Annotated in this window: 14 protein-coding genes; 3 read left to right on the forward strand and 11 right to left on the reverse strand. The window is 47.7% G+C overall.

What is annotated here, in order from left to right; translation table 11 throughout:
* Positions 1-85: 85 nt before the first annotated feature.
* A complete protein-coding gene (locus M1D65_RS19310) occupies positions 86-1,288 on the forward strand; it encodes an MFS transporter (protein ID WP_064671780.1) in 1,203 nt (400 codons plus the stop codon).
* Here the strand turns inward: M1D65_RS19310 and M1D65_RS19315 are convergent.
* From M1D65_RS19315 to sigY, 6 genes are read right to left on the reverse strand one after another with little or no spacing between them, the layout of a single operon-like run.
* Positions 1,285-2,061, reverse strand: coding sequence for an ABC transporter permease (locus tag M1D65_RS19315; RefSeq protein ID WP_041850362.1), 777 nt, complete (start codon positions 2,059-2,061; stop codon positions 1,285-1,287). The two genes, M1D65_RS19310 and M1D65_RS19315, sit on opposite strands and share 4 nt — an antisense overlap.
* Positions 2,058-2,945 (reverse strand): ABC transporter ATP-binding protein, encoded by an 888-nt coding sequence (locus M1D65_RS19320; RefSeq protein WP_064671779.1) that lies wholly within the window; start codon positions 2,943-2,945, stop codon positions 2,058-2,060. The genes M1D65_RS19315 and M1D65_RS19320 overlap by 4 nt, the downstream gene beginning before the upstream one ends.
* A 6-nt stretch (positions 2,946-2,951) precedes the next feature.
* Positions 2,952-3,140: a sigma Y negative regulator YxlE gene (yxlE, locus tag M1D65_RS19325; protein ID WP_021480963.1), complete on the reverse strand. Its 189-nt coding sequence runs from the start codon at positions 3,138-3,140 to the stop codon at positions 2,952-2,954.
* A complete protein-coding gene (gene yxlD, locus M1D65_RS19330) occupies positions 3,137-3,343 on the reverse strand; it encodes a sigma Y negative regulator YxlD (protein WP_014481311.1) in 207 nt (68 codons plus the stop codon). Before yxlD ends, yxlE begins: the two co-directional genes overlap by 4 nt.
* Positions 3,340-3,660: a YxlC family protein gene (locus tag M1D65_RS19335; RefSeq protein ID WP_021480964.1), complete on the reverse strand. Its 321-nt coding sequence runs from the start codon at positions 3,658-3,660 to the stop codon at positions 3,340-3,342. The genes yxlD and M1D65_RS19335 overlap by 4 nt, the downstream gene beginning before the upstream one ends.
* A complete protein-coding gene (gene sigY / locus M1D65_RS19340; protein ID WP_014481313.1) occupies positions 3,653-4,189 on the reverse strand; it encodes an RNA polymerase sigma factor SigY in 537 nt (178 codons plus the stop codon). The genes M1D65_RS19335 and sigY overlap by 8 nt, the downstream gene beginning before the upstream one ends.
* 211 nt (positions 4,190-4,400) lie before the next feature.
* Here sigY and M1D65_RS19345 point away from each other — a divergent pair, with 211 nt between their 5' ends.
* A complete protein-coding gene (locus tag M1D65_RS19345; protein WP_021480965.1) occupies positions 4,401-5,774 on the forward strand; it encodes a cytosine permease in 1,374 nt (457 codons plus the stop codon).
* Positions 5,775-5,788: 14 nt separating this feature from the next.
* Here the strand turns inward: M1D65_RS19345 and M1D65_RS19350 are convergent, their stop codons facing one another.
* The 5 genes from M1D65_RS19350 to cydA all read right to left on the reverse strand — a co-directional run bounded on the left by M1D65_RS19350 (position 5,789) and on the right by cydA (position 12,538).
* Positions 5,789-6,619: an NAD(P)H-hydrate dehydratase gene (locus M1D65_RS19350; RefSeq protein WP_029318638.1), complete on the reverse strand. Its 831-nt coding sequence runs from the start codon at positions 6,617-6,619 to the stop codon at positions 5,789-5,791.
* An 85-nt stretch (positions 6,620-6,704) separates the two neighbouring features.
* A complete protein-coding gene (gene cydC / locus M1D65_RS19355) occupies positions 6,705-8,432 on the reverse strand; it encodes a thiol reductant ABC exporter subunit CydC (protein WP_456270692.1) in 1,728 nt (575 codons plus the stop codon).
* On the reverse strand, positions 8,429-10,132 hold the full coding sequence (gene cydD, locus M1D65_RS19360) for a thiol reductant ABC exporter subunit CydD (RefSeq protein WP_456270693.1): 1,704 nt from the start codon (positions 10,130-10,132) through the stop codon (positions 8,429-8,431). Before cydD ends, cydC begins: the two co-directional genes overlap by 4 nt.
* Entirely contained in the window at positions 10,132-11,148 is a 1,017-nt protein-coding gene (gene cydB, locus M1D65_RS19365) for a cytochrome d ubiquinol oxidase subunit II (protein WP_003244559.1), read from the reverse strand. The genes cydD and cydB overlap by 1 nt, the downstream gene beginning before the upstream one ends.
* On the reverse strand, positions 11,132-12,538 hold the full coding sequence (cydA, locus tag M1D65_RS19370) for a cytochrome ubiquinol oxidase subunit I (RefSeq protein ID WP_003243795.1): 1,407 nt from the start codon (positions 12,536-12,538) through the stop codon (positions 11,132-11,134). Before cydA ends, cydB begins: the two co-directional genes overlap by 17 nt.
* Positions 12,539-13,091: 553 nt before the next feature.
* Between cydA and cimH the strand changes: the two genes are divergently transcribed.
* Positions 13,092-14,444: a citrate/malate transporter CimH gene (gene cimH / locus M1D65_RS19375; RefSeq protein ID WP_456270694.1), complete on the forward strand. Its 1,353-nt coding sequence runs from the start codon at positions 13,092-13,094 to the stop codon at positions 14,442-14,444.
* Positions 14,445-14,519 lie beyond the last annotated feature (75 nt).

A 14,519-nucleotide genomic window follows, 5' to 3' on the forward strand; every position in this document is an offset into this window, starting at 1 on the left:
TTTAGAAGCCCTGTTTTTTTATTTTTCTATTGAAACGCTTTCAATAATTGTGTTGTACTTGGAAGGAAAGGGGTGGAGAGATACGATGGAATTACAGCAGGACTTGATTCCTCAGAAAAAAACAATCGGCGCTTTAGATCACGCCGTTTTTTTATGCATGGTATTTTGTTTCTGGTTTTCAGGCTATATTTACGTTCCTGTATTCAGTCTGTATTTGGAGGATCTGCACTTTTCATATGGCGCAATCGGCATCATTCTCGGCAGCTACGGGGTCACGCAAATCCTTCTGCGATTCCCGCTCGGCCTTGTGTCAGACATCCTGTTTTCCTTGCGCAAGCAATTGTTAATTGCCGGGTTCGGCTTTTCCGTCCTCAGCAGCCTGCTTTTTCTGATGTTTGATTCTTTCTTCTTCGTGCTGGCCGCCCGGCTTTTCGCGGGAATCACTGCTTCTATGTGGGTGATGGCGACCATTTTATACGCACATTATTTCAACAATGGCAATGCATCAAAAGCAATGGGCATCATGCAGTTTTTTACCGTCATGCCTCAGTTTGCCAGCATTGTGTTCTGCGGGCTTGCGGCAGCCCATTTAGGCAGGCAGGTCCCGTTTTGGATGGCGCTGGCAGCCTCGGTCGCAGGTCTGGTGATCTGCTGCTTTATTAAGGATCCGTCTGCTCCTCCCGCAAACCGTGACACCATTCGTGTCAATCAGTACATCAAAGATACATTGCGGCTGCCAAAGCTGAAGCTTTTCACCATCCTGTCTATGACGGCCCATGCCGTATTATTTATCACAGTGTTTGGTTTTACGCCGCTTTACATGAATCAGCTCGGAATGGGCGACGCGGAGCTGCTTTGGGTGATGAGCGCCTTTTTCCTCCCACACGCAGCCGCCACATTAAGCTTTGTGTTTCTGCGATTTACAAGCCGTATCGCTTACTCCGTGATGCTCATTAGTTTCGCAGTCACCGGGGTCTGTCTGCTATACGTTCCTTATTCAGCTGCATTGTTCACGGTTTGCATCACACACGCCTGTATTGGGCTGGCGCTCGGCTTCGTTTTTCCTCTGCTGCTAAGCCATGTCGTCAAAATCAGTTCTGCCCGTTTAAAAATGTCAGTGATGGGGTTTTATCAATCATTTTATGCGCTAGGCATCTTCCTCGGGCCCCTTCTTGCCGGAAAAATCGCACAGCTTATCGGGCTTGCAGGAGTTTTTTATGGAGCCGGGTCTCTGGCATTTGCCGCCTTTTTTGTGATGCTCGCGCAAAAACGTAACATGATCAATTAATAGCTTTCATACCGCCGGAAGCGCCACACAGAAAACACGGCCAGAAGCATGATGCACAGAATGGAGAAAGTGAGTGACCATCCGAAAAAATCTGCCTGCTCTCCATGAAGAAGGATATGCTCCGCCTGCTTGCAAATCTCAGCTGGAAGCCACTTCGCACCATCTGGAAATAGTGAAACAGCAAAGGAAACGGCTGCTGTGAGCCCGATCCCGCAAGCCGCAGCTGCTCCGACAGACCGGAATATCGTACTTCCGGCAAGGCCGGCGGTCACAATAAATATCACCCAAAGCGCGTAAAGGCCAAGGCTTGCAGCAAAGCGGCTGAATGATGCGTCCTCAAACAGCAGCCGAACGTAATAATAAGCAAGCCCGTATCCAGCTGCAAACGACATAATGCCGATCACGCTTTGGATGAGCCATTTACTCACGATATAATGGGCTGCCGTCACAGGCCGCGACATAATCAGCGCTGTTACCCCTTGATTTCTTTCATTGGCTACACTGCCCATCACGCTAAAGATGACCAGAGCCATGCCAAGCGTGTTGAATTGAGAAAGCGTGCTGACCATCACTTCAGACCCGGAGGGCGTCGTAAAACTAATTTTCATGCCGTCAGGAAGATTCCCTCCATGTGCGATGATTTCCGGCATATAATAAATGGTCAGCGGCTGTGTCAGCCCGACGATCATCATCGCAATCGGCAGCCAAATCAGCTTGCCGCTTTTCCATCCTTCCAGCCACTCCTTCTGCAATAGCGCCATCATCACCTTCATGCGTGCACCACCTTTAGATAGACGTCTTCTAGAGACTCCGTTTTCTGTTCAAATCGGGTGACGGTCAATCCCTTTCGGATACAGTCACTTAATAATGACCGGCCAACGTGTATATCAGGCAGCTCGAAAACAGCTTGGGACGGATTTTTATAGACAATAGCTGAGACGTAAGGCTTCTCTTCAAGCCAGCCTTCCAGCTTCTCTTTCACTGAAAGGGTAAAAACGTTCGTTTGCTGCTGTTGTTTCAGCTCCTGTAACTCGCCTTTCCATGAAATTTCACCGTTTTTCATAATCACCACTTGATCACACACCTGCTCTGCATCGTGCAAAACATGTGTAGAAAACAGAACGGCCATATGCTTTTTCAGCTCCCGCATCATGTCCAGCACCTCGAACCGCCCTGTCGGATCAAGTGCAGACACCGGTTCATCCAATATCAAAAACTTCGGTTTATGGAGCAGTGCCTGTGCCAGACCGAGTCTTTGTTTCATGCCTCCTGAATAGCCCCCGATCCTTTTGTGCGCCGCTTCGTGCAAACCGACAAATTCCAGCATCTCACCGATTTCCTCTTGGCATTTTCTCTTCGAAAGGCCGGACAGTCTCCCCGCAAATGTCAAAAATTCATTTGCGGTCATCCACGAATAAAAAGCAGGATACTGCGGGAGGTACCCAATCAAACGCCGATCCAGCTTTTTCTCTCCTAACAGCTTTATGGTTCCAGAGGTTGGCGAAAGCAGTCCGGCCAGCATTTGCAGAGTCGTGGTTTTGCCGGCTCCATTAGGTCCTAATAGTGCGACACACTCATTTTCATTCACGTGAAAACTGACATTCTTTACAGCTTCATGGTGCCTGTACGATTTGCATAATGATTCAATAGACAGCATATCGGCTTACCTTTGCTTTCTGCCGACGGTAAAAAACAAAACCGGCCCGATAATATTGATACATACGATGATTGCAGCCCACATCCACTTTGGCCCGTTCGTCCGCTCTTCTTTTATACAGCTGATGAGGGCAAAAACCGCCAAAGCCAGCTGTAATACAACCAGCGGCAAAATCATTTCCCAAGAAATATTCATTGCTTGATCCCCCTTTTCTTCCGATCCGGCCTAATGACAAAAAAGTAATAACAAATCAGAGGCATCGGTGCTGTAATCAGTCCGACAATTCCCCAAATCCATGCCATGCGATTTCGTTTTTTCGCATCAATAAATAAAAAGATTCCCTGCGCCAATACGATGAGATAAGCCGCAACCGTTATGACAATTTCTGTTTGTGTCATCTGCGTTTCACCTCGCATTCGCCGAGATGCCTTTTTTTCTCAGCCGCAATCAAAATCGGCAGCACCGCAAGCACACAAACCTGAAGCACAATAAACACAGCAGGAGCTTGAGTGAAAGCAAAGATTGCAGCACTCACAACCATCAGCGCACAAAATACAAATAAAATGATCTCTTGAAGAAGTTTTTTTCTGTATTCAGCTTTCATTTGTGACAGCTGGTGAAGCAGTTCTTTTTGAGTCGGTATAGAGGGATTGGCTGTTTGATCAATTTTTTTCCATTCTGACTTTAAATGATCAGGAAGCTTTTCTTTATTCATCGTCCCACTCCTTTCTGATTTGCTGGAGCCCTTTATGAACTCTGGACTTTACAGTGCCTTCTTTGATTTGAAGCATCATCCCGATTTCGGCGTAGGTATAGCCGTAGTAATGCCTTAATAAAACTGGTGTGCGCAGTTTAGGGTCCAGCTTTGAAAACAGATCGAGCGTTTCGCTCCACTCTGCCCCTTTCGCCGACACGTCCCACTTGATCTTGCGGATTGTTTCCTCCGTAACTGTCTGATTCCGTTTCCATTCTCTCTTTCTCTTTTTCTGGTGATCGAGATAGAGCCGCGATGCAATGGAGATCAGCCACGTGGAGAATTTTGAACGGCCCTGAAAGCTTCTTAAATGGATGTACCCTTTCAGAAAGGTTTCCTGAACAAGTTCCTCGCTGAGATCGGGGTGAAGGGAAAGCTTTAACAAGTATTTATATAAGAAAGAATAGTGATAGTGGAAAAGGGCTGTAAACGCCTCGTCGTTTCCCTCTTTCGCCTGCTGTATCAGCCGCTGTTCTTCTTGTGTATCCAATGACCATGATCCCCCCTTTTTTGTTTTTCTGCCTTATGAGACGACACCGGATTCAAAAGCGTTCATCTTTTTTACAATTCTTTTCAGCCATTGACAGATCAAGCTTCCCGGCCGTTTGGCTGCATATCCTTATTTGTAAACCCCCTCATAGTCTGTTAAGCTATGACTTTATGTCGATTTCAAAAAAACATCCAATATGGAGGACGATGCATTGAAAGTAGAAAGGCGAACGATTGAATATATTCCGAATGAAGAAAGACATGGTAAAGCGAAAGATTTATTTCCCGTATGGTTCGGGGCTAATATGCATATCACCACGTTAGTGACCGGCACGATTCCCGTTGCAATGGGACTTAATCTGTTTTGGAGTGTTGCCGCTATTATTTGCGGAACCTTAATCGGTGCCATATTTATGGCGTCTCATTCCGCGCAAGGCCCTCAGCTAGGCATCCCGCAAATGATTCAAAGCCGTGCCCAATTCGGCGTAATCGGAGCGATTCTTCCCCTCTTCTTAGTCATGTTTATCTACCTTGGTTTCTTCGCAAGCAGCACGATTCTGGCGGCCGGAACCTTAAGCAGCTTTGTTCCCATCCCGGGTTCATGGAGCATTATAGGCTTAAGTGCCGTATGTTTTTTACTCACCATTTTCGGCCATGATTTGATTCACAAAATGCAAAAAATCCTTTCTTGGACCTCTTTTGCTGTATTTTTTGCTGCAACGATTCTCATTTTTCAATTGCCGATTCCGGCAGGCAGCTGGATTCCCGGAGCGATTGATCTGCCAATTTTCTTGGTGGCAGTCAGCGCAGTTGCGACGTGGCAGCTTGCCTACGCGCCGTATGTTGCCGATTATTCAAGATATCTGCCAGTTAAAACACCGGCTTCAAAAACATTTTGGTACAGCTATGCAGGTACATCTGTCAGCTCCATCTGGATGATGCTGCTCGGCGCATTGCTGACAACCTCACTTCCTGACTTTACGGCAAATTCAGGCAGCCAGATTGTCCAATTGTTCGGTCCCTTCTCGTTTATTATGCTGATCATTGTGTTATTTGGGCAAATGGCAATCAATGTTTTTAACCTGTATGGGGCTTTCATGTCCACGACAACAACGCTGGAGCCGTTTCTGAAATTAAAAGTCACGCCCAAAGTCAGAATCATCATGATCCTGGGTGTCACGCTTGTCGGCACAGTCTTAAGCCTACTGGGACAGAGCAATTTTATGGAACTGTTTTTGAATTTTATCTTTTTCATCAGTTATTTCTTAATTCCGTGGACGGCAATCAATTTAGTCGATTACTACTTCGTCCGCCACGGAAAGTATCAAGTCAAAGCCATGTTCGACGTAAACGGGCCTTATGGAAAGGTCAATTGGATCACCACAATTGCGTTCGTTCTGTCTATCTTGCTGGAAATCCCGTTTATCAACACAAGCTTTTACATCGGACCGCTTGCCAAAATGTTTGGCGGCGGAGACATCGCATGGATTATCGGCTTGGCCGTGCCTTCTGTGCTTTACTATGCATTAATGAAACCGCGTCTGAAAAAACGGGCGGGGTATCAAGAAAAGCTGTCTTCTCTCTGAAGACAGCTTTTTTATCATTCAAATCGTTTCCACACGCGGGGCAGGATGTCAGATAGCTCATGAGCGAGCAACGTATGAGCGGAGTGCTCGTCCGTCCAGAGCTCGGCGCACGCACCATGCAAATAGACCGCGTTTAATATGGCGTGCTTTGGATCTTCATGGCAGCAGAGCATCCCCAATATCATGCCCGTCAGTGTGTCACCGGTTCCGCCCTTGGCGAGCGCCCCGTTTCCGGTTGGATTGAGCCAGCAGTCTCCATCAGGAAACGCGATGACGGTTTGGTTTCCTTTTAACACAATGACAGTCTGCAGCTGAGCCGCCCACTCCTTTGCATATTCCGCTCTTTTTTTCTGCAATTCGTTCACGGGCACCCCTGTCATTCGGGAAAACTCGCCCGGGTGCGGCGTGAGGATGACGGGGGCCTCCCGTTTCGGATATGTGCGCTTCGCCAGCGCTCCGGCATCCAAAATAACAGGACAATCAGCCGTAAGCACATGATCGACTGCCTGCTGTACGCTTTCCGTTTGCGGAAGGCCCGATCCGATGGCAATGGCTCGGTACGTCTCTTCAAGCTGAGCATCCGCCGCCTTTTTCCAGCCGTCACGCCAATAGGTCGCCTCGGGCAAAACAGGAACAATTAGCGGGATTACGCTTTCTGATGTACCGATGACAAGCTTGCCGAGACCGCTCCGCATGGCCCCAAGCCCTGCAAGCAGCGCTGCCCCCGGCATGTCGTCACTTCCAGCCAGCAGCAAAGCCGTACCGTACGTGCCTTTATGGCTCTCCGCATCTCTTTCAGGAAGCGTGGCCCTTACATGCTCTTCCGTCCAAAATGGAACATTCATCTCTATCCCTCCTCTGCTTTCTTTTCCTATTTTTCCTGTCCCTTTTCTTTTTCAAACAAAAAAGACAGCCTTTTAGGGCTGTCTTCTATTTTACAGGAACATCAAGGTGATATAGACGGCGATATCGTTCGTTTGCCGCCAGCAGCTCCTCATGGGTTCCTTCCATTTCTGTTTTGCCGTTTTCGAGAAATACGATTTTATCAGCCGCTTCCACTCCCGCGAGATGGTGGGTAATCCATAAAATCGTTTTTCCTTTCAGCACCTCAAACACCGTTTCCATCAATTCACGTTCGGTAATAGGATCGAGGCCGACTGTTGGCTCATCGAGGATGATGATCGGTGTATCCTGCAGTAAAATCCTCGCAAGCGCGATCCGCTGGCGCTCTCCACCGGAAAAACGGATGCCCGTTTCCTGTACAGAGGTATGATATCCGTCAGGCAATGACTCAATGTAGTCATGCAGCTTGACCTGCTTTGCGGCGCGGCGCACATCCTCGTCGCTTGCTTCTCCGTTTCCGAGCCTGATGTTGTTCAAAATACTTGTATCAAACAGGTGCGGTTTTTGATTTAACACGGCCACCGCATTCGCAATCTGATCCTTTAACAGCGCTGTCTCCACTCCGTTTAACGTAACAGAACCGGAGTCCGGTTTCAAGGCGCCCTCGATTAATGCAAGCGATGTTGATTTCCCAGAGCCGCTTCGGCCGAGCAGCGCCATTTTTTCTCCTTGGCGCAGCGTAAAGGAAAAGTTGTCAAGCACTTGGCTGCTGTTATCATAAGAAAACGTCACATCACGAAAGGCCAAGGTGACATCTTGAAGATCGAGCATTTGAGCCCCTGATTCTGTTTGTGACGCCTCCGGCTGAGGAGCCACCTTGTTCATGCGTCTGATAGAATCCTGATAGCCCGGCACTTCGCCTAAGGCATCCGAAAGCGGCAAAAAGGCTTCCGTCAACGGAAACACCACTAGCACAAAAGCGGCAATCATTGTTTTAGCAAGCTCGCCGTCTGCTTGCTGTCCCGCCGTCCAAAACAGCATCAGCAAAATAAGGCCGGCGACAAGGCATTGCGCAGCAAAATCCCGCCATCTTGTAAAGCGTTGTTTTTTCCGTTCAAGCTCAAACCAATCATGTTCCTCTTTTTCATAAGCATCAATAAAAGCATGCCGGCGTCCGCTGAACATCCAGTCGCTGACACCCATCACGGCATCTGTCAGACGGCTGTACAGCACATTCCGTCCGCTTTTCAGCTTCGCATTCTTCGCTCTCGTCACGAGCAAAGACACAACCGGAAACAATACAACAAGAACAAACAAATAAAGCGCAAGCAATATGGCAAATGGCCAAGAGAAGAAGCCGAGCGCTATCACTGACACAGCATACAGGAGCAAGGCTGAGATCGCAGGAAAAATCGTTTTTAAGAAAGCATCCTGCAAATGCTCAATATCCTCAGACAAAATGCCGAGCATATCCCCCGTGCGAAAACGGGAACGCAGCATCAAAGCACCCGGCTCAAGCATATTGTAAAGGCGGACGCGCATGTCGGATACGATTTTCAAAATGATGTGATGCCCGACGAGCCGTTCCACATATCGCGATACAGAGCGCGCAATCCCAAAGGTGCGCACTGCGACAATCGGCACATAAATGAGCAGAATGTTTTCCGGCCTTGTCGCCGCTTTAGAAATCAAAAACCCTGAGGTGAACATGAGAAAAGCAGCAGAAAAAATCGTCACCGCGCCCAAAAAGATAACCAGAACAAACAGGCGGGCATTTTGCTTGATATACGGCAAAATCCATTCTTCTTTCTTCATGCTCTTTCCCCCAGTTGTGCCTTCACGAGTTTGGTATACACACCGTTTTTCTCCAGCAGTTCATTGTGAGTCCCGATTTCCGCAACCCTGCCTCCGTCCAGCACGATAATTTCGTCCATATCGAGCATCCAGTGAAGGCGGTGAGTCGCGAGAAAGACGAGCTTATCCTCAAATAAATCCAGCATCGTTTCTTTTATTTCATATTCTGTTTCGATATCAAGATGGGCGGTCGGCTCATCCAGCAGCAGGATCGGACGGTTTCCCAAAAAGGCGCGGGCCAGCGCGACACGCTGTGCCTGGCCGCCGCTGAGCGCCCGGCCGCCTTCCCCGATCCGCCCCTCTAATCCTTCAGGAAGGCTATCCACCAGCTCCGCCAGTCCCGCCGCCGCAGCAGCACGGGCTGTATCCTCTGCCGAAGCGCTTGGATGGTAGAAGCGAATGTTATTGCCAAGCGTATCATCAAAAATGTACGGATGCTGGGGGATGTACAGAAGGTTCTTCTGCCAGCTGCCGTCCTGCAAATGGGACCGGCTTGTACCATTAACCTCAATCATCCCGCCATCCGGCTCCAAAAATCCGCCGAGAATATCAATTAATGTTGATTTTCCGGCGCCGCTTGCACCGATAATGCCGATTTTTTTCTTGCCCTTAAATGAGAGATGAATATCAGACACCGAACGGCCGACTGACACGCCTGACAGCTTCAGCTCATCCTGATCGGACCAATCCTCGAGCTGAAGCGGCGTCTCTTCTTTAAAACCTGGCTGCGACAAAATCTCTTGAATGGTTTTTCCTGCTTCCTGGCCGTTCAGCGTTGCATGATAATCATTCCCCACTTCCCGCACCGGCAAAAAATACTCAGGCGCCAGAATAAGCGCCGTTAAAGCGGGGCCAAGCAAAATATCGCCGTCAATAAGGCGCAGGCCCAGAAATACTGCGACTGTCGCCACCGACAGCATCGTGAAAAAATCGAGGGCGAATGATGACAAAAACGCCACCCGGAGTGTGCTCATCGTTGCCTTGCGATACCGCTCACTCACATAGAAAATATTTTTGCTGTGTGACTTGCTCAAACCTAGGAAACGCAATGTCTCCAGCCCGCGAAGAGAATCAACAAAATGATTGGAAAGTCTCTGATAGGATTTCCACTGACGATCCGCTTTTCTCTGCGCGACAAGGCCGAGGAGAATCATAAAGATGATCAGAATCGGCATAGCCGCCACTAAAATGATGGCTGATGTGCGATCCTGAAAAAACACATAAATGACAACCGCCGCAGGCACAATCGCCATGCTGACCATTTTCGGCAGAAACAGCTCCAGGTAGCGGCGGAACTGGCTGATGCCTTCCATCGCCAGCGTCACCATTTGCCCCGTCCCCTCTTTCTTTGCAAAGCGGGGGCCTAATCGGAACAGCTGATCAAGAAAACTTTTTCTCAAATCTGCTCCTGTCCGGGCGGCGTATTGATAGACGATTTTCTGTCGCGCCACCGTCACCCCGTGCCGGGCGATAAAAGCGATGAGGAAAAAGCCGATCACCGGAAAAAGGGAGGTAATGCCCTTCCCGTTGAACAGTCCGGTTACGGCCTCACTCAGCCACTCTGCCTGCATAATAATGGCGGCTGTCTGAATCAGCGTTAAACAAGTAATCAAGGTGAGAATCCGCTTCATTCCTTTATATCGAAACAGGTCTTTTCCCATTAATAAGTCATAGGCTCCTTATGGCTGACGCGCTTCCGGAAGACATAATAGCTCCAGATCTGGCTGCCGATGACGAACGGCAGTAGCGTTAATGCTGCAATTGACATGACTTTAAGCGAATAATCTCCGGAAGAAGCGTTAGCTACTGTTAAATCGTATGCGCTATGAAGCGAGCTGACCATTACGCGGGGGAATAGGGAAATAAAGATCATTCCCACGGTCAGCGCCAGACCAGCGCCTGTCATCCCAAATGTCCAGCCGTCTTTTTTCTTGCGAATAAATACAGCCGCGAGCATAAAGCAGATGACAATCAAAACAGCGAGCGGAATGGTAATCTCGCCGCGGCGTGTAAACATGTCTGTCTGATACGCAGAAAGGGCCGCGAAGGCAAGAACCGCTACAAAAACAACACCCATTATCTTTTGCGCCATTTTCCGGGCGCGGTTTTGCAAATCACCAATCGTACGCAGCGTGATAAACATTAATCCATGCTGGAAGCAAAGAAGTGTTACCGTCACACCGCCAAGTATAGAATATACATTGATATAATCAGATACATGTGCGTGAATGTTCATGTCGGCATCAATCGGCATCCCGCGGAATAATGTCGTGAACAGCACACCAAGCACAAACGGAGGAATCAGACTGCCGAAGAAAACGACCCAGTCCCAAACCTTTACCCATTTTAAATGATCCACCTTGCCGCGGAACTCAAACGCGACCCCGCGGCCCATTAACGCAAGCAGCACTATGACAAACGGAATGTAATAACCGCTGAGCATCGTTGCATACCAGTTTGGGAATGCCGCGAAAATGGCGCCTGCGCCAGTCAAAAGCCAGACTTCATTCGCGTCCCAGAACGGCCCGATCGTGTTGATCAGCACTCTGCGTTCTAATTCATTATGGCCAAGAAAACGGGTCGCCATGCCGACCCCGAAATCAAAGCCTTCCAAAAAGAAGAATCCTACAAACAATACAGCAACGAGTATAAACCAAAGATCATGAAGAGATGCCATGGTATACCTCCTGACTAAATGGATCTGTTGATACAGGCACATCATGATGATTATCATGCTCCGCACCTTTTTTAATCTCACGGATAAACAAGAAGACAAGCAGCGCGCCCAGAATCATGTACATCACACCGAATGCGATGATTGAGAATAACAAGGAACCCGCTGTTACGTTAGGCGACACGGATTGAGCCGTTGTCATTAAACCCATAACCGTCCAAGGCTGACGTCCGATTTCTGTCATAATCCAGCCCGCGGAGTTCGCAAGAAACGGGAAGGAAATCAAAGCAATCATGATGCGCAAATACCATTTGCTGTTTTCAAGCTTTTTGCGGCGGTTTAACCAGAGGCCGCCTAACGCAGCAAGGATCATGACAACGCCTGCGCCAACCATGATACGGAAGCTCCAGAATGTCGTTTTCACTGGCGGAATGTAGTCGCCTTTTCCGTATATTTTTTCGTACTCAGCCTGAAGGGTTTTCATCCCTTTGACACTTCCGCTGAATTTCTGATAAGCCAAGTAGCTCAAGGCATAAGGAACTTTGATTTCATTTGAGCTTTTTTCATTTTTTGTATCGATCGTCGCAAAAGCGGTCCAAGCAGCAGGGTCACCGCTGTCTTCCCATAGGCCTTCACTGGCAGCCATTTTCATCGGCTGTGATTCCATCAAGTGCTCAGCCTGCATGTGTCCGCTAAGGCCGACGCCAAGACCGGCACAAAGGCCGACGATCATTGCGAGTTTAAAAGATTGCTTAAAGAACGGCACTTCTTTTTTCTTCAGCAGTTTAAAAGCACTCACTCCGGCAATAAAGAAAGCTCCAGTGGCAAGCGCACCGAAAATGACGTGCGGGAATTCAACCCAAAGCTGAGGGTTTGTAATCAACGCGCCAAAATCATTCATTTCCGCACGGCCGTTTTTGATCGTAAAGCCGACCGGCTCCTGCATAAAGGAGTTTGCTGTTAAAATCCAGAAAGATGACATGATCGTTCCGAATGATACGAGCCATATGCAGAGAGCGTGAATTTTCTTCGGCAGGCGGTCCCAGCCAAAAATCCATAATCCGATAAAAATAGACTCCATGAAAAACGCCAATAATGCTTCAATCGCAAGCGGCGCGCCAAATACATCTCCGACAAAACGGGAGTAATCAGACCAGTTCAGTCCAAACTGGAATTCTTGCAAAATCCCTGTTACAACACCGACTGCGAAATTTATTAAGAATAAGTGTCCCCAAAACTTTGCCATTTTGAGATACAGCTCATTTTTCTTTACAAGATAAAGAGTCTCCATCAACGCAACCATAAACACAAGCCCGATAGACATCGGCACAAACAAGAAGTGAAACAACGTTGTTGATGCAAACTGTATGCGGGCTAATACCAATTCACTCATGCTTTCTCCTCCATTTCCGGTTAAAACTGTAATTTGCTCACTACTTCACAAATAGAACCGAGACTTTGATCAGTAATTCACAAAATAGACGAAAAAAATATTGCTCAATATTTCACAAATGTGTCAAAAAGTCATCCAATATGATGCAAGATTGCCAGACTGACCAAATGACACAATCTCTGACTGGTTCATATTAAGTACTTTACAACGATTCATTTCAAAAATAAAGCCTAAAATACCTAAAAAGTCCCGCCCAATGTGACGGATTTTTGTCTATTTTGTTGCTTATTTATGTCGGCTGCTAGGATAAATGACCCTTTATTATCGTACATCAACACATCGTTCCTTGCGAACAAAATGCTTGCCCTGCACCAGCACTCGTTTCTCAGCACTCCGTCATAAACAGATTTTAGGCAGGATGCCTCTTTTCATTTGAACCGGCAAGTGGAGAAAAGTTGAATAGTAAATTTTTAATATATTAATAATTTCAATTTTTTAGTATACTTAACATAGTGAACAATTTCACTGCATCAAGAATAGGGGAGGTTTTTCAATGGGAGAGCTTCAAACACAAATGCAATTGCAAACGGATACAATTCACGAAGGGGTTCGAAAAGAGAATTGGTTTGCGAAAGCCATGAATATAAAAGTAGGCATCATACCGCTTCCTGTGTATGCCTTGCTGTTTATATTAATCACTGTTTTTGTTATGCATCACGATGTAAAAAGTGACATTTTGACATCCATTGCCGTCATGGCGTTTTTCGGGTTTACCTTTGCCCAAATCGGCAAATCGATACCGATTGTGCGTTCTATCGGCGGCCCGGCCATCCTAGCTACTTTTATTCCGTCCGCTGTCGTGTACTATCACCTGCTGCCTAATGATATCGTCAAATCCACCACAGAATTTACAGAAAACTCAAACTTTCTATATTTGTTTATCGCCGGTATTGTCGTCGGAAGCATTCTCGGCATGAAAAGAGAAACACTCGTAAAAGCATTCATGAAAATTTTTATTCCGCTTATTGTCGGTTCTGTCACAGCCGCTATTGTCGGACTGGCTGTCGGGACATTGCTCGGACTCGGATTTCAGCATACCCTGCTGTACATTGTCATTCCGATTATGGCTGGAGGAGTCGGAGAAGGCGCTATCCCGCTGTCCATCGGATATTCTGACATCATGCCCATTTCTCAAGGGGAAGCGTTTGCACTTGTTCTGCCATCGATTATGCTGGGCAGCCTGTGCGCGATTATTCTAGCGGGATTGCTGAACAGAATCGGAAAGAAAAAACCGGAATGGACAGGCAACGGCAAAGTGGACCGCTCCGAAGAAGAGTCCCCTGCGCTGGAGGAATCTCAAAGCGGACAGCAAATGTTCAACCTTTCTTTATTTGCGTCAGGCGGTATCCTTGCTGTTTCTTTATACTTAGTCGGCATGCTCGCTCACGATTTTTTCGGTTTTCCGGCACCCGTTGCCATGCTGTTACTGGCTGTTCTAATCAAGCTGTTCAGATTGGTGCCTGCCTCAATTGAAAATGGCGCGTTTGGAGTGTCCCGCTTCTTTTCAACAGCTGTGACCTACCCGCTTCTCTTTGCGATTGGGGTATCCATGACTCCGTGGGACAAGCTTGTCGCCGCTTTTAACCTCAGCAATATTATCACGATTCTGTCTGTCGTTGTGACCATGATGACCGTTGGCTTCTTCACTGGAAAATGGCTGAACATGTATCCGATTGAAACCGCCATAATCAATGCGTGTCATTCTGGGCAAGGCGGCACGGGTGACGTTGCCATTTTAAGCGCCGCTGAAAGGCTTGAGCTAATGCCTTTCGCCCAAGTGTCTACCCGCATCGGGGGCGCGATTACAGTATCCTTAACCTTATTGCTGCTGCACCAGTTTTATTGATCCCCGCAAGCAAGTTCTTCGTCAAACGAAAGAGCTTGCTTTTTTGCATGTCCATATTTTTGCAAATTCCCGCCT

The organism is Bacillus sp. JZ39, from assembly GCF_053903145.1.